A 25,976-nucleotide genomic window follows, 5' to 3' on the forward strand; every position below is an offset into this window, starting at 1 on the left:
TTGTTCACAGAATGTTCACTTATGTGGAGGGTTTCCTCATCTCTATAATTACGAAGGTAAACAGAGAGGATGAGAGAATTGCCAACAAGCAAGAAGGAACAAATTATTTTCGGATTAATGATGTGTACAGGAATGGTTGTCGTCATGATGACATTCAATTTATGGCACAGTGGGTTACTCGGTAAGATGTCCCCGCTTGAGATACTGCTTCAATTCATATTATGTTTTGTCATCGCGTTTCTGGTGGAGTCTTTCATTGTTGGCCCTGTGGCGAGAAAGATTGCTTTTTCCTTGCCCTTTGACAAGTCCAACAAAATTCTGGGTGTGCTAGCCATGTCATTTTTTATGGTGATTGGCATGGTTCTGGTCATGTCCTTGTATGGGATGGTTTCAGCATATTTCGCTGATCAATTAAGTGGGTCATCCGTATTCCGTACGTATCTCCATACCATTGCTCGTAACTTCAGCCTGGCGCTGCCATATCAATTGATCATTTTGGGACCCCTCGTCCGATATGTATTCGGTAAATTCATCAAAGGCAATGGCCCTGTAGTGCCTGTCGTTAACAAAAGTGTTTGATTCGGTTGGCCATAAGTATTTCCTGGGCAATCTTGTGCAAATGAATAGAGCGAATTCTTTCCCTTGATTTAAGGTGATCAGAGGCAAAGATGGGGCACTTGCCGCCATGATTACAGCGCTAACGAATCGAGAACATCTTATTAGGCCAGTTTTTAGGGAATAAAAAATCTAACGAATCTCAGCGGCGTTATTATGCTAAAAAACTGCAACGAGACCTTGAATTTGAGATAATTATCTATAATAACGTCTCTAGGATTCGTTAGATTTCAAATATCCTAAAATGCAGATAAATAGCGTGTGCTAGGTTCTTTATACAAAGTAACGCTACAAAAAAATGCCCACCGTCAGGTCATGACAGTAGACATCTCGATTTCTTTAATAGGTATATCTAATCCTCAGGACTGGATCGACACATAACTGTTAAGTCGCAGAATTCGCTATATGTTTGTTCTGCCATTGATACGTGATTACGCTAATGACAAGCAGGCCAACTGCAAAAATGGCAAGCATCCATGCAGACTGATTAACCGCCAGATGATCAAGACTCCATCCCGTAGTCAAAGGCAGAATGGCACCGCCAACCCCACCTGAGGCAATCAAAATGCTGGGTGTGGATTCTTCTGTTCCGGGCAGCAGTTTACTGGCAAAGACAAGGGCAATGGAGAATATCCCTGACATCGCAAGTCCAAGCAGTAAGATGATGAGAAATGCAGACCAGATTTGGTTTGTAAATGGAAATACCATTAACAAAAGAACAGATGCAAGACAACTGTACAGAACATAGACGCGGTATTGGAATTTCTCTGCGATATACCCGGCGAAGAGTCTTCCCACGGACATGGCAATCCAGAAACAGGTGACACTAAGCGCTGCTCCGGCTTCCTTCATGTTCATTTTCTCAATCAGGATCGCCGGCATGAAGTTCGCAAGACTCATCTCTGTGCCAACATAGAGGAAGAAGAACAGGACGAATAATACCAGAAGAGTCCTGTTACGGCCACGATAGGTTGGACTGGATGTACTTGCAGATGCGGGATGCATCTCACCCGATGTTCCAGCAGAGTGCGTATTTACGGAAGCATGATTTGAACTCTGTCGCTCCAGAAACTTATCGAGTTCACCGAATGATCCTTTTGCCCAGAAAACAAAGGTCAGCGCTGCGCAGATCGCAACAACGAGAAAGGAGAGACGCCAGTATCCGGCAGCAATGAGACCGCTGGCAACGAGCGGCATGACCATCGCCCCGATTCCGAATAACACTTCCAGTCGACTCATGGCAACGGCTGTATTGTCTTTGATCGCAGCGATGATAATGGTGCCAATAACAGCTTCAACCATTCCGAATCCAAAGCCGGCTGCGGGTGCAATGACGAACATCCAGCCCCATGATGGCAGCAGCATATAGGATAATTCTGCAATACAGAGCAGTGCTGTGGCGATTAACAGGCCTCCCCGTTTACCAAAGCGTCTGTTCAGCCATGGAGATAACAATACACCACCCAGGAATCCGGCAAATTGAGCGAAGATCAGCGTTCCGCCTTGGCTATAATCTTTGCCATAATGTTCAAGTGCAACCGGCAGAATGGAACCGAGCACAACGTGGGCAAGTCCAATCAGGAAATAGGATAGACATCCGATCCAAAGTAATTTTTTCATAAAGAACTCCTTCTACTTATATACATAAATTGAGGATCACAATAAAGCGCAATCTTGAAGACAAAGTCTATCATAACAGGACATGTTAAGTTGTGCCATGAATTCCTGATCGATACAGAAGGTTGCAATTAGGTCCGGCGTTCGTATATACTGAGACCAACAATTACAGATCGGACCATGCCGTTGAAGAGCATCCAACTCGGAGGCGTTTTCGCCAGGGGAGCGATATTTCCCCAAGTTAACCGGAACCGCCCGTTATCGCGGACCAAGAGGCTGGAAGCAGGATATCCTGATTCAGCAAGTTGGGTGGCACCGCGAGCAGAGCGCTCCTCGTCCCAAGGGATGAGGGCGCTCTTTGTATTTTTACAGCCAAAGGAGACGGTGACCATGTTGGAAATGAAATGGATTCGGGCACATGCAGAAGAGGTTCAGACCGCAGCAGACGGAAAAAAAATCAAGATCAACATTCGCACATTGTTAGAGCGGGATGAAGAACGCAGAGCACTTTTGCAGGAAATTGAAGAAGGTCGCAGGTTGCGCAATACGTTATCTGCTGATATTGGCAAGCTAATGCAAGCGGGGAATCGGGAACAGGCTGAAGGATTGCGGGCCCAGGTGAAACAGATCAATGAACAGTTGGAACAGGTGGAAGCGAGGCTCGCCCCTGTGCAGGAGGAAGTAACCAAGCTGCAATGGCTGGTACCCAATATCGTATCACCGGATACCCCCAATGGCTCGTCGGACGCAGACAATGTAGAGCTGCGACGTGTGGGAGAGGTGCCAACGTTCGAGTATAACACCAAAGATCACGTGGAACTTGGGGAGTTGCATGATCTCATCGATATTCCCCGTGGAGTTAAGATTGGTGGTACGCGAAGTTATGTATTAAAAGGCGCTGGTCTGTTATTACATCGAGCAGTACAGCAACTTGCGCTGGATTTGCTTCTGAAGCACGGCTTCACACCGATGGAGGTTCCGCTGATGGTCAGGGAGGATGCGCTGGTGAACACCGGATTCTTCCCAACCGGTCGAGATCAGGTCTATGAACTCCAAGGGGAGAACAAGTGGCTGGTGGGCACTTCTGAAGTGCCGCTTGTTTCGTATTATGCGGATGAGATTGTCGATGTTCAAGAGCCTGTGAAGCTGGCCGCGGTATCGACGTGTTTCCGCAGTGAGGTTGGCTCCGGCGGACGTGATGTACGCGGATTGTATCGTGTGCACCAATTTGCCAAAGTTGAGCAGGTCATTCTCTGTGCCCCTGATGCGGAAGAATCGGAACGCATGCTGCAAGAGATTACGGGACACGCCGAAGAATTGCTGCAATTACTGGAACTTCCTTATCGTGTTGTCGCTGTATGTATCGGAGATATGTCGCAGAAAACGTACAAACAGTATGACATCGAGACCTGGATGCCGAGTCGCGGTGCATATGGAGAAACACATTCGTCGTCGAATCTGCATGATTTTCAAGCGCGCCGTTCGAATATTCGTTGCTTGGATGCCGAAGGCAAGTTGGCGTACTGTCACACGCTGAATAATACGGCGGTGGCATCGCCGCGTATCCTGATTCCGTTGCTTGAGAATCATCAGCAGGAGGATGGAAGTATTCACATTCCGGCAGCCCTGCGGCCCTATATGGGCGGTGCCGAGAGCTTGATTTTGCCAGAGCAGGATGAAGTGAAGTAGAGAGGTTAGGTAACGCTCTAGGAAGTGAAGAATTAGCAAAGGAACCCCTTGACAGGGGTTCCTTCTAATTAAACATATGATCTGTTACCCATTGGTACTCTTGTTCAAGTCGAGCTGCCAATTTGGGATCTTCTTCGGCTGCAACTTTTCTCATGTATGTTAAATCAATCGTATCAAATTGACTGTAAATCAGGTAACGTGCCCACTCCAAGCTTCGGGCATCTGTCCAGTACTCGGAGGCTCTCAATCGATCTAAAATAAGGTCGTCTATTCCAATTACGTAACAGTAGCCTTCAGGTGTTAATAATTTGATAATCTTGTCTTTTGAACCTTCCAGTGTATCAGAAGGTATTTCGATAGGGATGTCCATTTCGGAGACATAATAATGTCTTCCTTCGTGAACGAAACCCAGATGATCAAATAAACTTCGGGCCAAATCATCTCTAATCATGACCAGATCAACATCAGCTGTCTTGTAACTTCCAGAAGTGTATAGTTCAACAGCATGTCCTCCAACAATAATGGCTGGATCTGCATCTAATTCATCAAGAATAGGAGTAATAATACCCATCACATAGAACTCTTTTAAATCACTTTTGGTCACATCAGCTGCAAGTTCCTTCAATTTTTGTTTAGCCCATTTAATTCTTTCCTGCATTTCTGGTGTTTGAATACGTTCCATGGTTCACCTATATTCTTTAACGCAGCTTCCATTCACGCTCGTTAATGATTTCAATTTGTCCAGATTCAAGGGCTTTTTTGAAACGATTGCGGGCTGTTTTCATCAATAGAACCATTTCGTCTTCAGGACGAATCTTGGTGGATGTCGAAGTGACGATAGCTTTCATACGTTTACGGTTATTTTTAGGTGAAACCATATCAAGCAAATTCTTTTCGATCATACATATCCCACCCCATTTTTTAGGTTTATTAAAACAGTATTACGCGACCTTCCCATATTATACAATGAAAATCATGAATTGTTCCAAGACTCCCACTTATGTTATTCAACTTTATGCAATTCGTATCCGATATAATATAATAGAAGTAAAATATTGGATTATGGGAGTTGGAAATTAAAAATGAATAGAATCAAACTGGCGCTTCGAGGCACGCTTGCTCTAATTATGGCATTAACAATACTGGTCCCTTCGTTGGCCTTGGCGGCTACTGGTGATGTGACATCGATTGAAATAACCAATAGCAGCCCGCAGAAAATGAGTGTCTCCGAAACAGCTGTGCTTCAGGTGATGGCAACGGTAGAAGGTTTTGATAACAAGCAGGATGTTACCCAAGGCGTGACTTGGTCCACCAGTAATGCAGCAGTCGCGACGATGGTGAAAGGCAAAGTCAAGGCTGTTACCGCGGGCGAAGCAACGATTTTTGCAGAAGTAGACGGGGCTAAAGCCCAGTTGGTTGTCCAAGTGCAGGAGAAGATCAAAAGCATCAAAGCTTCACCGAAATCCTACAGTTTTGTTAAAGGCAGTGAAAGCACCCTTCCCAAAGTAAGCATTACACGTGCGAATGGTAAGGTAGAGGATGTGACGTCTGAGATTGTGTGGTCCGTATCCACTTCTTCGGCTGTCCTGGAAAACGGTAAAATCAAAGGCGTTACACCCGGCAGAGTATTGCTGCAAGGCAAGTACGGAACAACGATTGTGAAAGTCCCTGTTGCTGTGACGGACGAGATTACCAAAGTTGAGGTTACTCCTGCCACAATGCAGCTGAACATCAAGAAGTCCAAGGCGTTGAAGGTCATCGGCACCTACGCGAATGGCAAAACCATTAACCTTTCGAAACAAGTGATATGGACCTCTTCCAACACAAATGTAGCTATCGTGAAAAATGGAGCCGTTAAGACGCTGACAGAAGGACAAGCAACCTTGACAGGAACTTATCAAAATCAGACAATAAAGGCAGAGGTTACCGTTGTACCTTTGCTCAAAAAGTTGATTACAGGCCAGAAAAAACTTGTTTTGTCCCCACAGGGAAGTACAACGCTGAGTCTGATGGCCCAGTATGATACGGGCAAAACCACTGTTGTGACCAACAGTGCGGTGTGGAGCAGCACAAAGCCGGGCGTAGCGACAGTAACAAATGGCAAGATCGTGGCTGTAGGCAAAGGTAAAACGTCTATCACGGCCAAGTGGGGCAACAAAAAAGTGACGATCCCTGTGACAGTAAAATAAATATTTATATAATGAAGTGCTTTGCATCAATTCAAAGATAAAATCAGTACATGACACGTTAAAATCATCAAGGTAACAGACAACCAAGGGGCGTAGACATACGCTCCTTTTTTGGATATATAGAAATATGTATCTGAAATGCCTTCTGCTTTAACAACTATATAAGGGGATTGGATGGGATGAATATGAAAGCTTCGATTATAAGCTCAGACGCTAACTCTAGTGATCTGACTTACCTGAAATATCTTCTTTTATCCCTAAGTTCCATACTTACATTTCAACGGAGCACTACGATTGAGCGCATGAAGCAAAGCACCTATGAAAAATACAGAGAAGGTTACCATTTAAAATGTCATGGTGAAGAGGAGGTACCTGAATGAAAGATTCAATGCAACCTGAGAACTGGCCTGCCTGGGCGACAGAGTTGGTAGAGATTGCTCCGGCCAACCCCAATTGGGACGCACAGGCTCAGGAAGAAATCAAGCAACTCAAACGTCTTCTACAGCAGTATAATATCCATTCATTCGAACATATCGGAAGCACATCCATTCCCGGATTACCCGCCAAACCCATTATTGATCTGATGGCAGAGGTACAGTCATGGGACGACATGAATCTGATTGCGGATCAGCTGAATCCGTTAGGCTGGAACTATGTTCCGCCTGAATTGGATGGACGGGAGTACAGACGATTCTGGGTCAGGGTTAAGGATGGCAAGAGAGCTGTACACCTTCATCTTATGCGCCCGGGAGAAGAACGCTGGGATCGTCAAATTCGGTTTCGGGATGTGCTGAGAAAACGCCCAGATCTGGTGGAAGCTTACGCCGTCCTGAAGACAAAGCTTGCTGATGAGAACAAGGAAGATAGGGAATCGTACACCGCTGCCAAAACGCAATTTATTTTACAAGTGCTTGATGAAGGCGTGTGATTGATTGAAAAGCGTAATTATCAAAGACAGGCTGATCTATTTCTTCGCAGTCATGATGACCATGGCGGCAGGACTCGCATCCAGACACTTTCGTGAACGATTGCCGGGTTGGGTGCATGAACATTTCGGGGATGCATGTTGGGCGGGCATGATTTATTTCGGAGTACGCATGGTGTGGCCTCATCGCAGCTTGGTATGGGCGATGTGTTTGAGCTGTGTATTCAGCTGGATGATTGAGTTCTCACAGTTGATTCAGACGCCTTGGCTGATTGAGATACGTTCAACCGTATTAGGTGCTCTTATTTTGGGACATGGTTTTCTGGTAATTGATCTGATTCGATATACGGTCGGTATTCTGTGCATGGTTGTGATAGATCGTTATTTCCTGAGAAATAAGATGGCTGGATCATGAACTCAAGTGAATCATGGAGGGGTGCTGTATGAATGTAGAAAAACTTTTTGACGAATCGCCCGAATTCGAAACACAGCGGTTAAAGCTGAGGCGGCTTGCGATGGATGATCTCGATGAATATTATGCATTTGCCTCTGATCCGCGAGTGAGTCAGCAAAGCTTGTGGAAATGCCATGAGACGTTGGAGGATTCAATTCAATATATTCAGCGGGTACTGGATAATTATGAACAGAAAACGGTACATATCTGGGCTTTTATTTTGAAGGAAACAGGGACCTTGATCGGCAGGGGTGGCGTCTTTCATCTCAACGAACCCATGCAGAGTGCCGAATTAGGGTACGCGATAGCCAGTAGTCAATGGGGTAAGGGCCTCGCAGCAGAAGCGATGCAACCCATCGTGAATTATTGCTTTGGGGAACTGGACTGCAATCGGCTGGAAGGGAAATGTAATGCAGGCAACATAGGCTCTGCACGCGTAATGGAGAAGCTGGGCATGTCGTACGAAGGTTTGCTACGCAAACAGTTGAAGATCAAAGGTGTATTTACGGATCAAAAATTGTACTCCCGTATCCGGGATGATCTATAATACTTCCAATGACACATAGGGTACATCGCAGAAATTGAAGGAGGCGGAACCATGATCTATAGTATTATTTCCCGTTCGTTGTGGGAGCAAGTGTCAAAGGGGAGTGAGTATGCACCAGATAGCCTGGAGACGGACGGATTCATTCATTGCTCCACCAAGGAACAGATCCCATGGGTAGCCGGACAATATTATGCAGGCCGCACGGATCTGTTATTACTCAGTATTGATGAGAAGGCGTTAAAGCCGGAACTGGTATATGAGGATCTCTATGAATTGAATGAACTATTTCCACATATCTATGGAGAACTCAATCTGGATGCGGTTCGTAAAGCCATTCCATTTGAACCGAATGCAGACGGCACATTCTCATTTCCTGAATAAATAACATGTGACGCTTCTGTTTGAACATGATCCATGGACAACATGCTTTTCCGAAGGGTGGTTAACGGATGGATATGAATCAAGTTTTTCTGGAGACAGCGGAGAAGCAATTCTTGTATTACAAGCAGCTCGGGGAAAAAGCCATGGCACAACTGGAGTTCGAGCAATTGTTTCAATCCTGGAATGAAGACGCGAACAGCATTGCGGTAATCGTAAAACATCCATGGGGCAATATGCTGTCCCGTTGGACGGATGTACTGACAACAGATGGTGAGAAACCATGGCGTGAGCGGGATGCCGAATTCGTGAATGATATTTCTTCCCGGGAAGAGTTGCTCTCCAAATGGGAGGAAGGCTGGAATTGTCTACTCGAATCCATTCGTTCATTTACCCCGGAACAATTGTCTCATATCATATATATTCGGAATGAAGGTCATACCGTCATGGAGGCCATTATTCGGCAATTGGCGCATTATCCGTATCATGTCGGGCAGATTGTATTTGCAGCGAAAATGCTTAAAGAAACAGCCTGGGACAGTCTCTCCATTCCGAGAAACGGCTCTTCTCAATATAATGGCGGCAAATTTGCCAAGCCGAAGGCACGTAAACATTTTACAGAAGATGAACTTCATATAGAAAAAGGTGAGGAACAACAATGACTCAAATTGCATTGATTCGCCATGGAAGCACAGCGTGGAATAAGGAAAAACGTTCGCAGGGACAGACGGATAATCCGCTGGATCAGGATGGCAGGGAACAGGCGGTATTACTTGCCGCGAGACTGGCCGAGGAATCCTGGGATGCCATCTATTCAAGTGACTTGGAGCGTGCAAGTGAGACAGCTCGCATCATTGGTGATCGCTTGGGCATTCAGGAGATTCATCTGGACCCTAGACTTCGCGAGATGGGCGGAGGACAGGTCGAAGGGACGACGGAAGAGGAACGGTTAGCCAAGTGGGGAGCGGACTGGAGTACTCTGGATCTGGGGCGTGAGCTTGCAGATGCAGGGACTGTTCGAGGCAGTGCGGTGCTTGAAGATATTGTACAGCAGCACCCCGATGGAAGAGTGATCGTTGTCAGTCACGGAGCCGTCCTGCGGAATACACTGCGAGGTCTGGTGCCTGAACTGGATATCAGCGTGAAGCTGTCCAACACATCCATTACCCGGATCGCCAAGAATGAGAATGCATGGCAATGCGAACTGTACAATTGCAGCGTACATTTGGATTCGCCCAGGGAGTCTTAATAGATGGATGCTCTGACGTTAAAACAAAAATTACAGCATATTCAGTCGTCTAATCATTCCATTGATCACGAGAAACAGCCTTACGAATTGTCACTGCATATGATGAAGCATATTGGTAGTACTGACCCTGTCCTGCGGGATGAATTGATCTATGTTACGTTTGCAACCTGGATTGGACAGGGTGTATTTTCGGAAGAGCAGCTAAGGCATGTGTTACAGTTGGCGCTGGACGATCAGCACCTGTTCTATGGGATCGGAGAGCAGGGAATGGATAGTGTGTTTACGCGGACGTTCTCCGTATTATTACTGCCTCCAATTCTGAATGTGGATCGTCAGCGACCTTTCCTGGACAGAGAGGATATCGCAGGGATTCATCATCGGTTGACTACATATCTGGAACGTGAAAAAGATGTTCGTGGCTACGCCGATAACAAGGGCTGGGCGCACGCCCCCGCACACGCGGCGGATGCGGTTGAAGATCTGGCACAGTCGCCATATCTGGAGCGAACGGATCTGCTGGAACTTCTGCACGCACTCGCTGTAAAAATAACGGAATCAAGTGTGGTTTACATCCATGATGAAGATCAGCGAATAGCGCATGCTGTAATTACCATTCTTCGTCGCAATCTGTTGGAGCCAAAGGATATTACGGTGTGGATCGATTCTCTTCATCAAGAAGACCAGGCGGAGGACAGATCACTTCTGGAAACCAGTCATAGGAACCTGAATGTGCGTCTGTTTTTACAGACACTCTATATTGCGATACGAACAGAAGAAGATGAACCTTTTCCGGCGGTTTGTTCACTGGTATTGCAGGCATTGGAGAGAGAAAAGTAACGGGATACTAGATATATGGATGTGGGGAAAAGGAGGAGATGGCGCATGACCAAACAGCCGTATTCATGGACCGAGGAAATCCTATCTCCGCTGGGTGAGGCAGCGGTTATCATCCATTGCGGGGATCAATTGTCTGATGCTGTGCAGCGCAGAGTGATGTCTGTATGTGCTTTGCTGGAAAAAAGCACTTTGCCAGCCATGATCGAATGGGTGCCTTCATATACGTCCGTTACAGTATTTTATGATCCGTTCATCTCCCCGTACCCCGAGTTATGCCGGATTCTGCTTCAGCAGTTGAATCAAATGAAGGAATCCGTACAAGACAAGTCCAGAACGGTCACGATTCCCGTATGTTATGGTGGCGAGTGGGGGCCTGATCTGGACTACGTTGCCAGTGAACATGGACTGACCGCAGAGGACGTTATTGCGATTCATACATCCGGGGATTATCTCGTACATATGATAGGATTCGCACCGGGTTTTCCGTATCTCGGCGGGTTGTCTGCACAGATTGCTACGCCCAGACGTGCAACGCCAAGGCTTCGGGTTGAGGCGGGTACAGTAGGAATTGGTGGCAAACAGACGGGAATCTATCCGGTGGACACACCCGGAGGATGGCAATGTATTGGACGAACGCCACTCCGGTTGTTTCGGCCGGAAGAGAACGTACCGAGTCTGCTGGCAGCAGGTGATCGGGTTCGATTTGAACAGATTACGATGCAGGACTATCTGGCGTTGAAGCGGAAGGAGGGCGAACGATGAGTATTGAGGTGGTTCGCCCTGGTCTGTTATCTACTGTTCAGGATGTAGGGAGAACCGGTTATCGCCGGTATGGTATTCAACCTGGCGGGGTCATGGACACCTTTGCAGCCAGAGCAGCCAATTTGCTTGTGGGCAACTCCCGACATGCGGCAGTGCTGGAGATGACGATGACGGGGCCAGAGCTTCGATTTCAGGAGAGTCAACTTATCTCATTATGTGGAGCCGATCTGACGGCAACGGTGGATCATCTGTCTGTACCTTTGTGGCGTCCTGTGTTGGTGCGGGCTGGAAGTGTACTGAAATTTGGCCCATGTCGTCATGGTTTGCGTGGATATCTGGCGATTGCGGGCGGAATAGCTGTGCCTGAAGTGATGGGTAGTCGGAGTACAGACCTCAAGACAGGTCTTGGCGGTGTGGAGGGCCGAGCCTTGCACGTGGGGGATCTGTTATCCAATGGTGAACCTTCTGTTGAAGTGCAAGGTTGGATGCAGCGTATGGAGCAGCAGGTAAAGGAGAGCGAGCGGAACCACCGAATATTGACGCCTGCGTGGTTTTTGTCTGAGCGGGAAAGACCTGACTATTATGGGCAACCTGTTATTCGTGTGATGGAGAGCAAGGATAGTTCGCTGTTCAGCGAGACGACTCTGGGACAATTCTATGCCGAAAAATACGTGATTTCTTCACAATCCGATCGGATGGGCTATCGCATGCAAGGCTCCATACTGGAACTGGATCAGCCGCTGGATCGGCTGTCTGAAGCCGTTACCTATGGCACGGTGCAGGTGCCACCGGATAGTCAGCCCATCATCTTGATGGCAGACCATCAGACGATTGGAGGTTATCCTGTCATTGCACAGGTAGCTCGCGTGGATATGCCTATCCTGGCTCAGGCTAGGCCAGGAACCCAAATTTCTTTTAAAAAGATTACGCATGATCAAGCCGGACAGTTGTATATGGAACAGGAAATCAATATGCAACTCATGGATAAGCTGATACGCAGAAGAATGGCAGGAATGGGGGGCACTTAATGAATACCTCGAAAACCTTGGATATCAATTGTGATCTGGGCGAAAGTTATGGTGTGTATCGCACGCTATCGGATGAAGCCATTCTGCCCTTAATTACGTCAGCCAATATTGCCTGCGGGTTTCATGCAGGTGACCCGGCTACGATGCGGCTGACGGTAGAGAGGGCATTGGAGCATCAGGTGGCAATTGGAGCCCACCCCGGGTTGCCGGATTTGCAAGGGTTTGGCAGAAGACGTATGGACATTACGTCACAGGAAGCATATGACATGGTGGTGTATCAGATCGGTGCGCTGGATGCCTTTGTCCGGGCAAGTGGAGGGCGAATGCATCACGTAAAACCGCATGGAGCTTTATACAATATGGCCGCAGAAGATATGAAGCTTGCTGAAGCCATTGTGGAGGCAATCTTTCAAGTACAGCCTGAACTGTATCTGTATGGTCTGGCGGGCAGTGAGTTGATTCACGCCGCGGATCGCATCGGTATGCGCAGTGTGAGCGAGGTGTTTGCAGATCGCACCTATGGGGCGGATGGTAAGCTAACCCCTCGCAACCAAGCTGGAGCCCTCATTGAAGAATCGGGACAAGCGATTGCTCAAGTGCTTCGGATGGTGAAAGATGGAGTAGTTGTATCCACGGATGGTACATTGGTTCCCATCAAGGCAGAGACGGTCTGTATCCACGGTGACGGAGCAAACGCTCTCGCATTTGCTCAAGAGATTCGTCGTGTGTTGGAATCGGAAGGCATTAAGTTATCCCCGCATACCACGGGATGATATGCCTGTTCAGTAGAAAACAGTAGTTTTATCAGGTTGTTCGAATTGAACTTTGAAATTTTGGAATGACAAGGAGTGAATGAACAGAATGAAACCCATACGCAACTCGGCAAAGGCTGTCATTGTGCAGGATGGACGATTGCTGGTCATCCGGCTGGAAGACCAATATGGTACCGCTTATGTGTTCCCAGGTGGAGGACAGGAGAAAGGTGAAGAACTCAGGGATGCGGTCGCGCGCGAATGTCTGGAGGAGATTGGTCAGGCCGTGAACGTGGGAGAGCTGTTACATATCCGGGAGTATATCGGTAAAAATCATGAATTCGCCGAGTGGGATGCAGATATCCATCAGGTTGAATTTTATTTTGCGTGCAGCCTGATCGATCCCGCTGCAACTATTTTTGAAGGCTCCAATCCAGACGACCACCAAGTATCCGTGGAATGGATTGCACTTGAAGAGCTGTCCCAGATTCGTTTATATCCAAAAACGATTGGCGAATTGCTTCTTAAATCAGGCGCTTCATCAATCTATCTGGGAGATCTGAATTAAACCAGCCAAGAAGAAATATCGTGCTAACCCCTTTATGTAAACATTTTTATAAAGAACTTTTCCAATTTTGTCACGTTAGCGTATCGGTTCATGGATTCACCATAGGTGAGGTGGGTACACTATAAGTACAGGCTTATTACAAAAGCATTTGCATTAAGCTGTCTATAGTAATACGAGAATAATGAGCTTTCATTAAACACAAAGAGATAGTAACAACTACACTTCTCTTGTACTTTTTATTATCCACCCTTAATTGGGAGAACGGTAGACGTAGTGGAGGGGACGGAATCGATTCTGAGGAAGCGAAGTGTCTGCTGGCATCCTGGATTTTCACTTGTATATCCATTGAATTAAACATTTACACGATAACGGAGAGGACAGAAGAAACCTGAAAAAGCGAAGCGGTCGCCTTTATCACCGGATTTTCCCCTTGAGAAAAGGGAATCAAAAAAATCTGGGGATAACAGCGATTGGAAGGTTATTCTGTCATCGTAGTGTCAGTGTAAATTGTCTTTAATCCAATGTATACGAGGAAGAGATCAGGATCAATCATTGAGAGATAACAGCGATCAAAAGAACGATCCGTACCCGCAACGGCCTTCTACATAGTCCTTCCAATATTCCCCCAAACCGAAAGGAGCACTTCCCATGAACCAGACTGAATTGGAACAAAACATTGTAAAAGCATTGGAAAACAACCCTTTTTGCAGCTTCTCCACTGTGGAGAATGGTAAACCGAAATCCCGCTATATGGCGCTTTTCAACGATGGACTGAACATTCATCTGGCAACGAACCGCCGTACACACAAAGTAGAGGAACTGGAGAATAATCCGAATGTTAGCCTGCTACTTGGTTATGAGGCTGGTGGCTCCAAAGAAGTGGTTGAGATCGAAGGAACCTGTGAAGTGACAAAGAACGAAGGCTTGCGCGAGCAAGTGTGGAACGACGAACTGAAGGCGTGGTTCGATGGACCTAATGATCCAAACTATGTCATTCTGGACATCACCCCGACTCGTATTGAATATACAGGGAAAGATCATGAACATCATGTGTGGGAACAATAATCCGAATATGAACATAACCTCTGCAAAGTAGCGTCCTTATGCGAAAATACGCGCAGAGTTTAATCCAACCGTGAAAGCCATTAAGGTTTCACGGTTTTTGGTATGGATGAATAACGCTGAATTGGATATACATGTAAGACACATGTAATATACGTATTTTAAAGATAATAAGCACTAAGTACCTACTAAAATGTTGAAAAAAATGTCGAAATCACGCATAATAATGTAAACTCGCCTAGGTATGTGCGGGTAATGTAAAAAATAATGCTTTTCAATGGCTGATCATTGCGTTATGATTTGGAATGTAAACGACAAGCACAGACATAAATAGATGTTCATGTGAGATAAACTTACCTGAAATTCCGATGCATGTCATCAGAGCGTCAGTACGCACAACCCATGAAATCTATCTTTTTCTGCGCTCTTCGTTTGCCCATTAATGCATGATTCAATGTACATAACCGGGAGGGGTTATTTTGAAAATGAGAAAAAAAGTATTATCAAGCCTGACTGCCGCTTTGGTTGCATTAAACGTGCTTGCGGTGTTTCCGGTACCAGTATCGGCTGCGGATGCTGCCAAAGTTAAACTGCGGATCATGGAGACAACAGATATTCATGACAATCTGATTAACTACGACTATTATTCCGACAAAGAGACAGACCAGTATGGACTCGCCAAAACAGCGACACTGATCAAAAAAGCGCGTGATGAAGCCAAGAACAGCTTGCTGTTTGACAATGGTGATCTGATTCAGGGTAACCCGCTGGGAGACTATGTTGCGAAGATTGATCCACTGAAAAAGGGTGAGACTCACCCTGTATATAAAGCGATGAATCTGCTCGATTATGATGCAGGTAACATCGGTAACCATGAGTTCAACTATGGTCTGGACTTCCTGGACATGACGCTGGAGGGAGCAAACTTCCCTTACATTAATGCCAATGTCTATGTAGACGATGGTGATGATGATGAGACAAATGACAAGAATTACTTCACACCGTATGAGATTTTGGATAAAAAAGTAACGGATGAGACGGGCAAAGAACATACGATCAAAGTGGGTGTGATCGGATTTGTACCGCCACAAATCATGCAGTGGGACAGCGCTAACCTTGAAGGCAAAGTAATCGCCAAGGATATTATTGCTACCGCGAAAAAATTCATTCCAAAAATGAAAGCCGAAGGTGCCGACATTATTGTAGCCATCCCTCACTCCGGATTTGAGGATATCCCTCAAACGGATCTGATGGAGAACTCCGTATTGTACCTGAGCCAGGTAGAAGGCATTAATGCCATTCTGTTTGGACATGCTCACAAAGTATTCCCAAGTGCTGATTTTGCCGGCAAAAAAGGGGTAGACCTTGAGAAAGGGACAATCAATGGCGTTCCTGCTGTAGAGCCAGGATTCTGGGGGGATCACCTGGGGATTATTGATCTGGATCTAGAACAAGTGGATGGCAAATGGAAAGTGGTCGATTCCAAAACGGAAGCACGCCCAATCTATGACACAGCGGGCAAAAAGCCATTGGTAGATGCGGATCAGGACATCATTGATGCGGTTCATGAAGAGCATGAAGGTACATTGGAGTATGTTCGTGGCCCGGTCGGCGAAACGACTGCACCTATCAACAGCTTCTTCGCTCTGGTACAGGATGATCCATCCATTCAGATCGTAACGAATGCACAGAAATGGTATGTCGAAAAACATATGCAAGGTACGGAATATGAGAAAATCCCTGTATTGTCCGCAGGTGCACCATTCAAAGCCGGTGGACGTTCAGGCGCTTCGTATTACACGAATATCCCTAAAGGCACCATTGCGATCAAAAACGTTGCTGACCTGTACGTATATCCAAATACGGTACATGCTGTAATGGTTAACGGCGCAGAACTGAAAGAATGGCTGGAATGGTCTGCAGGCCAGTTCAACCAGATCGACCCGGCTAAAGGTGGACAACAACAACTGATCAACAACGACTTCCCAACGTACAACTTCGATGTTATCGATGGTGTAACGTATCAGATTGATGTGACCCAACCAGCCAAATACGATAGCAAAGCTACGATTGTTAATGCATCCGCAAGCCGGATCAAGGACCTGAGCTTTAATGGCAAACCGATTGACCCAGCGCAAAAATTCATTGTAGCGACGAATAACTACCGTGCTTCTTCGTCCAAGCTGGCTAACCCGGACGGTAAACGTATCGTTCTGGCTGCACCGGATGAGAACCGTCAAGTGATCATCGACTATATCCGTGAGAATAAAACAATTAACCCAACCGCTGACGGCAACTGGTCCCTGGCACCAATTAAACCATCTGCTGGGTTAACCGCAGCAGCACTTAACGACCTTGAAGTGGTATTTGCTTCTTCCCCGGATGCAAAAGATCTGGTTGAAGCAAACCCGGCGATGTCTTTCATCGGTACAAATGATGATGGTTTTGCTGAATACGGCATGAAATTGACTGGAGAAGCAACAACAACTCCGAAACCAGGTACGGAGCCTGCTCCTACGCCTACAAAGCCAACTAAACCTACAGAGCCGACTACTCCAACCAAACCAACGACCAAGCCACAGCCTGAGAAACCAGCTGGCGGCAAAGTGGTATATGTGGTGAAAAAAGGCGATAACTTGTACCGCATCGGTTTGAAATATGGTGTAGACTGGCGCAAGCTTGCGACAGCTAACAAAATCTCAGATGTACACAACCTGAAAGTTGGACAGAAAATCGTGATTCCCGCTTCTTAAAGTTTAATAAGTTGAGGGAGACCGACAGTCATCAGACTGTCGGTCTTTTTTTCTGCAAATTTGAATATATTGTTTCAAGAACCGTCATACAGGAAGTCATCAAAACAGTAGAGATTAATTTTAAGACCCATGATATAATATTTACAAACTTTGGGTATATACAAGTGAAATCTAATGGACATGGAATCTAAATTGGCAAGGGGGGTCCTACATGAATTGCAGTGGCTGCAGTCCAATCTATCCTATAGAGGGCCAAGGTACCTTGTACTTGCGTCCCATTTCCCCCGCTTTGCTTGAAGCGCTACAAACGCTGGGAAGACTTATCGAGACGTCGGATGACATGATGTGGATGCATTTTTCGAATCTGGAGACGGTTCAGAGCTTAATAGAAAAGATCGGCGAAATGGATCCGACATTACGTGATTCCCTAACTGTTCAGATTATGCCTATATACGAACAGGCTAATGAAGAAAGCTGGATTAGTCTAACCATGCAGGAGTCCCGTTTCAAGCATGCGGAGCTGGTTTCCATTATTCTGGAGCATCAATTCAGCAGTCATATGCAACCCATCGTTGATGCATCAGAGCAGATTATCGGATATGAGTTTTTGCTTCGTCCTGCTGAGAATGGAAAATCCTTCAGTTCCTATGAATTATTTGAAGTGGCGCGTGAGACTGGACTGCATTCTTTTCTGGATCGATTGGCACGTATTACTGCTATTGAGACCAGTGCCATTTTTCTGCCGCATGGTGTCAAACGCTTCGTAAATTTCCTGCCTTCCTCCATATACAATCCCGAATATTGTCTGACACATACGTTTGAAGCGATTGAACGCCTTTCGCTGGACCCTAAAGATTTTGTGTTTGAAGTCGTGGAAACAGAGCAGATTCAGCATATGCCCATCTTGCAGCAAATATTTGAGGTGTATCGCTCCCGTGGAATGTCTGTTGCACTGGATGATGTGGGTGCCGGATATTCAACAATAGAGTTGATGAATCGGTTAGAACCGGATTTTGTCAAAATAGATCGAAGTCTTATTGACCGTTGTGATCAGGATTCGACCAAACAAGAGAAAATTCTTCACATTGTTGAGATGTCGAGTCGATTTGGTGGGCAAGTCCTTGCCGAGGGGATCGAACGGATGGAAGAGTTTGAATTCTGTCGTTCCATAGGTATTGAGCTTGCACAGGGCTACTATTTTGGTAAACCCTCGGCACAACCGCCAGGCGGTCCGTACTGCAATACTTCATCTAATTCATGTAATAATTAGTAACCTGTACCTTGTACAAGTCGCTTCTGATCAGAGGTGGCTTGTTTGGCGTGCCTGCACATTTTTCTCTCAAATAAAAACCCTCATTTAGCCGATATATAAGATAAGCCTTTTAGATTGATCCATACATACAAAGAAAGAGGCCTTTTACATTTAGAGGGGGAGAAAGACATGAGTGAGACTCAGGATAATAAACCAATGAAAGCAGCAAAACCTGCCAAACCAAAACATAATCAAAATAAAAAGAAGAAAAAGAAAGGTTTTGTCTGGAATATAAGGAACAAACTATTGGTCTCCTTCCTGGCCGTTCTACTCTTGCCAAGTTTGGCAGTTGGCTTGATCACACTAACGATGGCTGAAGATGGCGTACAAGGACAATTAGTGGATAGTGCCATGCAAAGTGTGAGCACTGCCAATACCATTGTAGAAAGCCAAGTGAATTACAAGATTCATGACATTAACTATTTCGCGGATGCCCTTGATCCGAGCCTGGTCAAAGGAGAGAACGATAGTCCGGAGCTTCAGTTGAAGCTGGAGCAATATCTGGGCTTGCACCCCGATGCCATGAATATTTTTGTGGGAACAACAGACGGAGTCATGGTTCGAGGTAAACCAACAGCGAGCAGCACACGGGGAGATGCATACGATCCTAGGGAGCGGGAGTGGTACAAACTAGCGATGGAAAAGCCAGGTACAGCTGTTGTATCCGCTGTGTCTGTTAATACGGATGGTGTTGCAGTTGTGTTTATCTCCAAAACATTAAAGGACCAATCCGGTGTTGTCGGTTTGTCTCTCGACCTGACAGACCTGCAAGAACAGGCATCCATTAAGGTGGGCAAAGAAGGCTACGTCATTATTATGGATGCAAACAAAAACTATGTTGTATCCCCTGTAGCAGATGCAGGTACGCCGGAAACGAGTGGCTTGCTGGATGAGATGTATGAAGGTCCAGAAGGTCAATTCGATTACGTGTACAACGATCAGCCGAAGATGATGATTTTCTCAACAAATGAAGCAACAGGCTGGAAAATTGCCGGCACGATGCTCAAGAGTGAAGTAACTAATGCAAGTAAGGATATTCGCATGGCCACATTTATTGTTATTCTGGCGGCTACGTTCCTTACACTCCTCTTTATTATATGGTTTACACGCTCCATGCTGCGTCCAATTAAACGACTGCAGGAATCTGCCAGAGCCGTAAGCAAAGGTGACTTGACCGTAAAAATGGAAACAGGGCGTAAAGATGAAGTCGGAGAACTGGCGAAGTATTTTGAACGTATGGTCGATAACCTGCGGATGATGATTCTGGGCGTACAGGAAACGACAGAGCAGGTATCTGCTTCTTCTCAAGAGTTGTCTGCCAGTGCAGAACAAACTACCAAAGCGATTGAACATTCAACACTGGCCATTCAGGAACTGGCTGAAGGTGCAGAGCAGCAGGTAAACAGCGTGAAAGACGGATCGGGACAGATGAGCCGAATGGCAGAAGATGTTCGAATGATGTCGGAGCGTGTACAATCGATTACGGCAAATATGCGGCATACGTCCGGAGCAGCTTCATCTGGGAATGAGGCAGCAGGACAGGCTGTGGAGCAGATGAACAGTATCCAGGAAACGGTGGAGCAGCTGGGGACGGTGGTTCAATCTCTGAATGCCCGTTCCGTTGAGATTGGTAGCATGGTTGATGTCATTGCATCCATCTCCAAACAAACGAACTTGCTCGCATTAAATGCTTCTATTGAAGCGGCAAGAGCGGGGGATGCGGGTCGTGGGTTTGCAGTTGTAGCTGGTGAGGTACGTAAACTGGCAGAAGAATCCGGAAGTTCGGCAGCGCAGATCGGTGAGGTGGTTCATAATATCCGTCAGGACATGGATGCCGCTCTAATCGCCATGAATGCGGCTCAGACTCGGGTAGGAGAAGGAATTCAGGCCGTGAATACGTCAGGACAATCCTTTGCTCAGATTCGGGAGGCGGTGGAAGATGCTGTTCATACATTGGATGACTTGTCCGCAACAACAAAGCAACTGGAGAGCGGTGCATCCCACGTTGCCAAGGCGATGAGTGATATTTCGAATGTGACCCAGGAATCGGCTGCGAATACAGAATCCGTGTCGGCATCTTCGCAAGAACAACTGGCATCGGTAGAAGAGATTGCATCATCCTCGGCACATCTGAATAGCATGGCGGAACAATTACAAGGACTGCTTGGCATGTTCAAGATGGTGGAGGACACACCGAAGGATAAGGGCAAAGAATAAAATCTAACATTGGAACACCATAATTTACCACACTATTTATAATAGAAGAAAATAAAGATAGACAATGTTCCTGTTGCCCTGTATAAATATATCGTCTGGTTATTCCGCGCATATAAATAATATATTGATACAGGATACAGCAGGAGGCTCTATGGTATACGTAGCAATACTGATTTTTGTAGTGACGATCACCTTGGTGATCTGGCAACCTCGTGGATTGGGTATCGGTTGGACTGCCTCTGGTGGGGCATTACTTGCCCTATTGTGTGGAGTCGTCAGCTTAAACGATGCCTCGGATGTGGCATCCATTGTATGGAATGCAACGCTGGCTTTTGTCGGCATTATTATGATTTCTCTCATTCTCGACGAGACGGGTTTCTTCGAATGGGCTGCGCTTCATATGGCGAGGCTGGCTGGAGGAGACGGTCGCAGACTGTTTTTCTACTCCATTCTGTTGGGAGCCGCGGTGTCTGCTCTGTTCGCGAATGACGGTGCCGCGCTTATTCTGACGCCAATTGTGCTGGCAATGGTGCGTGCATTGAAGTTTGATGAGCGTATGGTGCTGGCTTTTGTGATGGCGAGTGGGTTTATCGCCGATACCACGTCGTTACCGCTGGTCGTCAGCAATCTGGTTAACATTGTTTCGGCCGATTTCTTTGGCATTACATTTGTGGAGTATGCGGTACGCATGGTTGTGCCCAATCTGTTCTCAATCGTAGCGAGTACGGGGATGTTGTTTTTGTTCTATCGCAAAAGCATACCCCTTCGCTACGACATCTCCGCGGCACGTGACCCGAAGGAAGCGATACGTGATCCACGGATGTTCCGAATCGCCTGGTTCATGCTTGGGCTGTTATTGGTTGCCTATGCATCCAGTGAGTTTCTGCCGATTCCCGTGTCGGTTATCGTTGGCTCTGTTGCGTTGCTGTTCGCTTTGTTGGCACGCAAGAGCGAGGCTGTTGATCTGAAACGGGTAATTAAGGAAGCGCCATGGTCGATTGTGGTGTTCTCGGTGGGCATGTATATCGTCGTATATGGACTGCGTAATGCAGGGTTAACGGATCATCTGAGCCGCTGGCTGGATGCCATAGCAGAGCATGGTCTGCTGGCTGCTTCGCTTGGGATGGGCATCATCGCTGCTGTATTATCATCGGTGATGAACAACCTGCCGACCGTGTTGATTAACCTGCTAGCCATCCAGGGCGCACATACCGAAGGTATCATTCAAGAAGCATTGATCTATGCCAATGTCATTGGTTCTGACCTGGGTCCCAAAATGACCCCGATTGGATCACTAGCCACATTGCTGTGGCTGCATGTGTTATCCCGTAAAGGTGTGAAGATCACATGGGGGTATTATTTCAAAGCAGGCATCATCCTGACGATCCCTACATTGTTAGTTACCCTGGCCGGGTTGGCATTGTGGTTATGGATTCTAGGTTAGCAAATTGGATTTTACATTGAGTATGAATAAGATAATCTTTTGTAATGTAAAAGGCTGCTCTCACAGCTGGTGCTAAGCACTGGAAGTGAGGCAGTTTTTTTATTTCCTGCTTTTGTACCTTCTATAGAAGAAACAGATTTTCTTGCTCTATCAAAGAATCAACAAAGCATTTACAGAAGGCCAGCCCATTGTAGGGCTGGCCTTTTTTGCCTACTTCCCAGGCAGGAGATTGAGACGCCTGAGATTCAACGAGCGCTGACACAGCGCAGTACAGGGAAACCCCGATCGTAGTGGAGGGGACGGAATCGATTCTGAAGAAGCGAAGCGTTCGCCTTTGTATCCGAATTTCAACAATTAAGATTATTGATCAAAGAAATTTGGAGACAACAGCGATCAGAAGAACGATCCGTAACCGGAACGGCCACTCAGGGTATCAGCTTACTTAATATATCTATAAGTAAATTTTTTCCATGGAAATCTGGACACAATACGGATTAAAACAACGTCCGTTCCCGAAGCGACCACTTCAGCGCTAGATTAAATCCCAGATATTTCAAAATGCTGCCGATATTTTTAACATTGCGTTTACAAAACACTGATTTTAAGATGACATACTGAAACTACAATGAGAAAAGAGTTGATGGTGAACAAACAAATTCACAAAACGCCATCACTACATTGGGGGAGGAAAACAAAACATGTTTAAAAAGTTGCCGTTTATTTTGATGACCTTAACGTTCGTACTGGTTCTCGCAGCATGCGGATCGAAAAATGACGCTGGTACAGAGGGTGCCGCAAGCAATGGATCAGGAGAAGCTGCTACTGAGCTTAGCGGTAACATTCTGGCAGTCGGATCGACAGCATTGCTACCTCTGGTAGAACAAGCTGGACAGAAATTTATGGCAGTTGATGAATATAAGAACGTAACGGTTCAAGTTCAAGGTGGCGGTAGTGGTACTGGTTTGACACAAGTATCTGACGGACAAGCTACAATCGGTAACTCTGATGTATTTGCAGAAGAGAAACTGGAGGACGAAGCCAAAGTAAAAGAATTGGTTGACCATCAAGTAGCAGTAGTAGCTATGGCGCCAGTTAGCAACAAAGATGCAGGTGTAGAAGATTTGACGAAGCAACAACTGGTCGACATCTTCTCCGGTAAAGTAACGAACTGGAAAGACGTTGGCGGCGCGGATAAAGCAATTGTTATTGTAAACCGTCCGAGCAGTTCCGGTACTCGTGCAACTTTCGAGAAGTATGCATTGGGTGCAAAAATGGGTGATATCCAAGGTTCGATTCAAGAAGATTCTTCTGGTAACGTAAAAAAATTGGTATCTGAAACGCCAGGTGCTATTGGTTACCTCGCCTTGTCTTACTTGGATGACAGCTTGCAAGTATTGAAATACGAAGGTGTAGAAGCAACAGTTGAGAACGTAGAAGCAGGAACTTATCCAGTATGGGCTTACGAGCACATGTACACAAAAGGTGAGCCTGATGCAGCAACAAAAGCATTCCTGGACTACATCTTGAGTGACGAAATTCAACAAAACGACGTGACAGAACTTGGATACATTCCAATGTCAGGTATGAAAGTAAAACGCGATGCAGCAGGTAATGTGGTTCAGTAATCTTTGAACTTGCGCATACAGCGAAAGAGGCGGACTTAGGTCCCGCCTCTTTACGCGGTTTGCTCTAAAATAATCCCATATTTTGCATTAATTCTACTATAGAAGGATGGTTGTTATGGAACAGACCGAAGGGGGAACGGTAATGAATAACAAGTTGAAACCGCGCCGGCCCTTAAAAGAGAAACATTATTGGGAAGAGTGGACGGGACGGATCTATACGTCGATTTGTGTCGTTTTCCTGATCGTTGTCATGTTTTCCATTGTTTATTTTGTAGCGTCCAAGGGACTATCGACATTTTTCCAAAATGGAATAAGCATAAGTGAATTTCTTGGTGGGAAAACGTGGAATCCAACTGGAGAGCCTGCGTTCTACGGGGCATTGCCGTTCATTACAGGTTCTTTCATTACAACCTTGCTTGCAGCATTGATCGCAAGTCCGCTTGGCCTGTGTGCAGCACTCTTCATGACAGAGATTGTTCCGGGTAAAGGGAAAAAGATCTTGCAGCCTGCGATTGAGCTCTTGTCCGGAATTCCATCCGTTGTGTACGGATTTATCGGTCTGAGTGTCATCGTACCTTTGCTTCGCAGTATCTTTGGTGGAACAGGCGTCGGGATTGCAGCCGGATGTCTTGTTCTCGCGGTAATGATTCTTCCTACGGTGACAAGTATTATGGCAGATGCCTTGTCCGCGTTGCCAAAAGGATTACGTGAATCTTCCTACGCACTGGGTGCCACTCGCTGGCAAACCATCTACCGTGTCATTATTCCAACGACTTTGCCTGCTTTGTTGACAGGTGTCGTTTTGGGTATGGCCCGTGCCTTTGGTGAGGCTCTTGCTGTACAGATGGTTATCGGTAATGCACCGCATGTTCCAACATCCTTGCTTGAATCAGCTTCAACATTAACAAGTGTAATTACACTCAGCATGGGTAACACCACGATGGGTTCTGTTCATAACAATGCACTGTGGAGTATGGCGCTTGTCCTGTTGGTGATGACATTTGTCTTCGTCATTCTGGTTCGCCTGCTTGAAAGGAGAAACCGGGTATGAAAATGAAGGCAAAGACGGTAGATAAAATTGCAACATCCGTTATCGTTGTATTGGCCCTGTTCATTGTTATTCTATTGCTCGGTCTGCTTGGCTTCATCATGTATAGAGGCATTGGGCATATTAGCTGGAACTTCCTGACAAGCGCACCACAGTTGCTTAAGGGTGGCGGCGGGATTGGTCCACAGCTCTTCAACTCCATATTCTTGCTTGTCCTGACCTTGATTGTTACCATTCCACTCGGATGGGGCGGCGGGATCTATATGGCGGAATACGCCAAGCCAGGCAAGATTACCAGCTTCATTCGTCTGGTCGTTGAAGTATTGTCATCATTCCCATCCATCGTTATCGGTTTGTTTGGTCTCTTGCTGTTAGTAAATCAATTTGGTCTTGGTTTCTCCCTGATCTCGGGTGCCTTGGCTCTGGCGATCTTTAACTTGCCACTGATGGTACGGACAACGGAGCAGGCATTCCGGGCCGTTCCGAAGGAACAGAAGGAAGCAGGTCTGGCGCTTGGACTGTCCAAGTGGAAGATTATCACTTCGATTCTGTTGCCTGTGGCATTGCCGAGCTTGATTACGGGTACGATCCTGGCATCGGGCCGGATCTTCGGTGAAGCAGCCGCGCTGATGTTCACCGCAGGTATGAGTAGTCCACCATTGGACTTTACAGATTGGAATCCCACGAGTCCAAGATCACCGCTTAATCCTTTCCGTCCGGCAGAGACACTTGCTGTCCATATCTGGAAAGTAAATAGTGAAGGTATTGGGCCAGATTCCAAAGAAGTGGCAGCAGGTGCATCCGCCGTGCTTGTCATTCTCGTGCTGGCGTTCAATCTAAGTGCACGCTGGATCGGTCGGGTTGTATTCCGCCGCATGACAGCTTCGAAATAAGGAGGAACCAAC

25 protein-coding genes are annotated in these 25,976 nt (G+C 46.4%); 22 read left to right on the top strand and 3 right to left on the bottom strand.

The features are described from left to right. Positions 1-144: 144 nt before the first annotated feature. Positions 145-579: a hypothetical protein gene (locus MKZ13_RS02315; RefSeq protein ID WP_339181450.1), complete on the top strand. Its 435-nt coding sequence runs from the start codon at positions 145-147 to the stop codon at positions 577-579. A 420-nt stretch (positions 580-999) separates the two neighbouring features. Here the strand turns inward: MKZ13_RS02315 and MKZ13_RS02320 are convergent, their stop codons facing one another. After that, a complete protein-coding gene (locus tag MKZ13_RS02320; RefSeq protein ID WP_336764052.1) occupies positions 1,000-2,235 on the bottom strand; it encodes an MFS transporter in 1,236 nt (411 codons plus the stop codon). Between the two features lie 387 nt (positions 2,236-2,622). On the opposite strand from MKZ13_RS02320, the gene serS reads away from it, so the two are divergent. Next, positions 2,623-3,921 carry a serine--tRNA ligase gene (gene serS / locus MKZ13_RS02325; RefSeq protein ID WP_339181454.1) on the top strand — a complete coding sequence of 433 codons (1,299 nt, stop codon included), beginning with the start codon at positions 2,623-2,625 and terminating at the stop codon, positions 3,919-3,921. 64 nt (positions 3,922-3,985) lie between these two features. On the opposite strand, the gene MKZ13_RS02330 is transcribed toward serS, so the two are convergent. Both MKZ13_RS02330 and MKZ13_RS02335 read right to left on the bottom strand, forming a co-directional pair. Next, complete coding sequence (locus tag MKZ13_RS02330; RefSeq protein ID WP_339181457.1) at positions 3,986-4,603, bottom strand: hypothetical protein; 618 nt, start codon at positions 4,601-4,603, stop codon at positions 3,986-3,988. A 16-nt stretch (positions 4,604-4,619) separates the two neighbouring features. Next, positions 4,620-4,823 (bottom strand): hypothetical protein, encoded by a 204-nt coding sequence (locus MKZ13_RS02335; RefSeq protein WP_076253873.1) that lies wholly within the window; start codon positions 4,821-4,823, stop codon positions 4,620-4,622. Positions 4,824-5,003: 180 nt separating this feature from the next. On the opposite strand from MKZ13_RS02335, the gene MKZ13_RS02340 reads away from it, so the two are divergent. The 20 genes from MKZ13_RS02340 to pstA all read left to right on the top strand — a co-directional run bounded on the left by MKZ13_RS02340 (position 5,004) and on the right by pstA (position 25,964). Further along, on the top strand, positions 5,004-6,110 hold the full coding sequence (locus MKZ13_RS02340) for an Ig-like domain-containing protein (protein ID WP_339181460.1): 1,107 nt from the start codon (positions 5,004-5,006) through the stop codon (positions 6,108-6,110). Positions 6,111-6,486: 376 nt separating this feature from the next. Beyond that, positions 6,487-7,038, top strand: coding sequence for a GrpB family protein (locus tag MKZ13_RS02345; RefSeq protein WP_221823915.1), 552 nt, complete (start codon positions 6,487-6,489; stop codon positions 7,036-7,038). 4 nt (positions 7,039-7,042) lie between these two features. After that, a complete protein-coding gene (locus MKZ13_RS02350) occupies positions 7,043-7,450 on the top strand; it encodes a DUF2809 domain-containing protein (RefSeq protein WP_339181465.1) in 408 nt (135 codons plus the stop codon). Positions 7,451-7,478: 28 nt separating this feature from the next. Beyond that, positions 7,479-8,036, top strand: coding sequence for a GNAT family N-acetyltransferase (locus MKZ13_RS02355; RefSeq protein ID WP_339181468.1), 558 nt, complete (start codon positions 7,479-7,481; stop codon positions 8,034-8,036). 51 nt (positions 8,037-8,087) lie between these two features. Beyond that, entirely contained in the window at positions 8,088-8,417 is a 330-nt protein-coding gene (locus tag MKZ13_RS02360) for a DUF952 domain-containing protein (RefSeq protein WP_221823921.1), read from the top strand. Positions 8,418-8,485: 68 nt separating this feature from the next. Then, a complete protein-coding gene (locus MKZ13_RS02365) occupies positions 8,486-9,076 on the top strand; it encodes a DUF1572 family protein (protein ID WP_339181470.1) in 591 nt (196 codons plus the stop codon). After that, on the top strand, positions 9,073-9,663 hold the full coding sequence (locus MKZ13_RS02370) for a histidine phosphatase family protein (protein ID WP_339181473.1): 591 nt from the start codon (positions 9,073-9,075) through the stop codon (positions 9,661-9,663). Before MKZ13_RS02365 ends, MKZ13_RS02370 begins: the two co-directional genes overlap by 4 nt. Before the next feature lie 3 nt (positions 9,664-9,666). Beyond that, positions 9,667-10,500, top strand: a complete 834-nt coding sequence (locus MKZ13_RS02375) for a DUF2785 domain-containing protein (RefSeq protein ID WP_221823927.1) — start codon at positions 9,667-9,669, stop codon at positions 10,498-10,500. A 45-nt stretch (positions 10,501-10,545) separates the two neighbouring features. After that, complete coding sequence (gene pxpB, locus MKZ13_RS02380) at positions 10,546-11,262, top strand: 5-oxoprolinase subunit PxpB (protein ID WP_339181475.1); 717 nt, start codon at positions 10,546-10,548, stop codon at positions 11,260-11,262. Further along, on the top strand, positions 11,259-12,290 hold the full coding sequence (locus tag MKZ13_RS02385; protein WP_339181478.1) for a biotin-dependent carboxyltransferase family protein: 1,032 nt from the start codon (positions 11,259-11,261) through the stop codon (positions 12,288-12,290). The genes pxpB and MKZ13_RS02385 overlap by 4 nt, the downstream gene beginning before the upstream one ends. Further along, a complete protein-coding gene (locus MKZ13_RS02390; RefSeq protein WP_339181481.1) occupies positions 12,290-13,063 on the top strand; it encodes a 5-oxoprolinase subunit PxpA in 774 nt (257 codons plus the stop codon). Before MKZ13_RS02385 ends, MKZ13_RS02390 begins: the two co-directional genes overlap by 1 nt. A gap of 88 nt (positions 13,064-13,151) precedes the next feature. Beyond that, the gene (locus MKZ13_RS02395; protein WP_339181483.1) at positions 13,152-13,610 is read left to right on the top strand and encodes an NUDIX domain-containing protein; all 459 of its coding nucleotides are present in this window, start codon (positions 13,152-13,154) and stop codon (positions 13,608-13,610) included. A gap of 648 nt (positions 13,611-14,258) precedes the next feature. Then, on the top strand, positions 14,259-14,675 hold the full coding sequence (locus MKZ13_RS02400; protein ID WP_074093246.1) for a pyridoxamine 5'-phosphate oxidase family protein: 417 nt from the start codon (positions 14,259-14,261) through the stop codon (positions 14,673-14,675). Between the two features lie 482 nt (positions 14,676-15,157). After that, positions 15,158-17,425 (top strand): bifunctional 2',3'-cyclic-nucleotide 2'-phosphodiesterase/3'-nucleotidase, encoded by a 2,268-nt coding sequence (locus MKZ13_RS02405; RefSeq protein WP_339185297.1) that lies wholly within the window; start codon positions 15,158-15,160, stop codon positions 17,423-17,425. 211 nt (positions 17,426-17,636) lie between these two features. Then, positions 17,637-18,695 (top strand): EAL domain-containing protein, encoded by a 1,059-nt coding sequence (locus MKZ13_RS02410; RefSeq protein ID WP_339181485.1) that lies wholly within the window; start codon positions 17,637-17,639, stop codon positions 18,693-18,695. 171 nt (positions 18,696-18,866) lie between these two features. Then, on the top strand, positions 18,867-20,954 hold the full coding sequence (locus tag MKZ13_RS02415; protein ID WP_339181487.1) for a methyl-accepting chemotaxis protein: 2,088 nt from the start codon (positions 18,867-18,869) through the stop codon (positions 20,952-20,954). A gap of 151 nt (positions 20,955-21,105) precedes the next feature. Further along, a complete protein-coding gene (locus tag MKZ13_RS02420; RefSeq protein ID WP_221823942.1) occupies positions 21,106-22,398 on the top strand; it encodes an arsenic transporter in 1,293 nt (430 codons plus the stop codon). Positions 22,399-23,096: 698 nt separating this feature from the next. Beyond that, complete coding sequence (locus MKZ13_RS02425; protein WP_237177637.1) at positions 23,097-24,023, top strand: phosphate ABC transporter substrate-binding protein PstS family protein; 927 nt, start codon at positions 23,097-23,099, stop codon at positions 24,021-24,023. Between the two features lie 142 nt (positions 24,024-24,165). After that, the gene (gene pstC / locus MKZ13_RS02430) at positions 24,166-25,074 is read left to right on the top strand and encodes a phosphate ABC transporter permease subunit PstC (RefSeq protein ID WP_100528178.1); all 909 of its coding nucleotides are present in this window, start codon (positions 24,166-24,168) and stop codon (positions 25,072-25,074) included. A 2-nt stretch (positions 25,075-25,076) separates the two neighbouring features. Further along, positions 25,077-25,964 carry a phosphate ABC transporter permease PstA gene (gene pstA, locus MKZ13_RS02435; protein WP_339185299.1) on the top strand — a complete coding sequence of 296 codons (888 nt, stop codon included), beginning with the start codon at positions 25,077-25,079 and terminating at the stop codon, positions 25,962-25,964. Positions 25,965-25,976 lie beyond the last annotated feature (12 nt).

Source organism: Paenibacillus sp. FSL R5-0701 (assembly GCF_037973995.1).
Classification (GTDB): domain Bacteria; phylum Bacillota; class Bacilli; order Paenibacillales; family Paenibacillaceae; genus Paenibacillus.

Coding starts and splice junctions, on each gene's coding strand:
- MKZ13_RS02340 (WP_339181460.1), top strand. CDS start 5,004: ATGAATAGAATCAAACTGGCGCTTCGAGGCACGCTTGCTCTAATTATG.
- MKZ13_RS02315 (WP_339181450.1), top strand. CDS start 145: ATGATGACATTCAATTTATGGCACAGTGGGTTACTCGGTAAGATGTCC.
- MKZ13_RS02335 (WP_076253873.1), bottom strand. CDS start 4,823: ATGATCGAAAAGAATTTGCTTGATATGGTTTCACCTAAAAATAACCGT.
- MKZ13_RS02330 (WP_339181457.1), bottom strand. CDS start 4,603: ATGGAACGTATTCAAACACCAGAAATGCAGGAAAGAATTAAATGGGCT.
- MKZ13_RS02365 (WP_339181470.1), top strand. CDS start 8,486: ATGGATATGAATCAAGTTTTTCTGGAGACAGCGGAGAAGCAATTCTTG.
- MKZ13_RS02320 (WP_336764052.1), bottom strand. CDS start 2,235: ATGAAAAAATTACTTTGGATCGGATGTCTATCCTATTTCCTGATTGGA.
- MKZ13_RS02355 (WP_339181468.1), top strand. CDS start 7,479: ATGAATGTAGAAAAACTTTTTGACGAATCGCCCGAATTCGAAACACAG.
- MKZ13_RS02375 (WP_221823927.1), top strand. CDS start 9,667: ATGGATGCTCTGACGTTAAAACAAAAATTACAGCATATTCAGTCGTCT.
- serS (WP_339181454.1), top strand. CDS start 2,623: ATGTTGGAAATGAAATGGATTCGGGCACATGCAGAAGAGGTTCAGACC.
- MKZ13_RS02415 (WP_339181487.1), top strand. CDS start 18,867: ATGAGTGAGACTCAGGATAATAAACCAATGAAAGCAGCAAAACCTGCC.
- MKZ13_RS02400 (WP_074093246.1), top strand. CDS start 14,259: ATGAACCAGACTGAATTGGAACAAAACATTGTAAAAGCATTGGAAAAC.
- MKZ13_RS02345 (WP_221823915.1), top strand. CDS start 6,487: ATGAAAGATTCAATGCAACCTGAGAACTGGCCTGCCTGGGCGACAGAG.
- MKZ13_RS02390 (WP_339181481.1), top strand. CDS start 12,290: ATGAATACCTCGAAAACCTTGGATATCAATTGTGATCTGGGCGAAAGT.
- MKZ13_RS02425 (WP_237177637.1), top strand. CDS start 23,097: ATGTTTAAAAAGTTGCCGTTTATTTTGATGACCTTAACGTTCGTACTG.
- MKZ13_RS02410 (WP_339181485.1), top strand. CDS start 17,637: ATGAATTGCAGTGGCTGCAGTCCAATCTATCCTATAGAGGGCCAAGGT.
- pstC (WP_100528178.1), top strand. CDS start 24,166: ATGAATAACAAGTTGAAACCGCGCCGGCCCTTAAAAGAGAAACATTAT.
- pstA (WP_339185299.1), top strand. CDS start 25,077: ATGAAGGCAAAGACGGTAGATAAAATTGCAACATCCGTTATCGTTGTA.
- MKZ13_RS02385 (WP_339181478.1), top strand. CDS start 11,259: ATGAGTATTGAGGTGGTTCGCCCTGGTCTGTTATCTACTGTTCAGGAT.
- MKZ13_RS02420 (WP_221823942.1), top strand. CDS start 21,106: ATGGTATACGTAGCAATACTGATTTTTGTAGTGACGATCACCTTGGTG.
- MKZ13_RS02395 (WP_339181483.1), top strand. CDS start 13,152: ATGAAACCCATACGCAACTCGGCAAAGGCTGTCATTGTGCAGGATGGA.
- MKZ13_RS02360 (WP_221823921.1), top strand. CDS start 8,088: ATGATCTATAGTATTATTTCCCGTTCGTTGTGGGAGCAAGTGTCAAAG.
- pxpB (WP_339181475.1), top strand. CDS start 10,546: ATGACCAAACAGCCGTATTCATGGACCGAGGAAATCCTATCTCCGCTG.
- MKZ13_RS02370 (WP_339181473.1), top strand. CDS start 9,073: ATGACTCAAATTGCATTGATTCGCCATGGAAGCACAGCGTGGAATAAG.
- MKZ13_RS02405 (WP_339185297.1), top strand. CDS start 15,158: ATGAGAAAAAAAGTATTATCAAGCCTGACTGCCGCTTTGGTTGCATTA.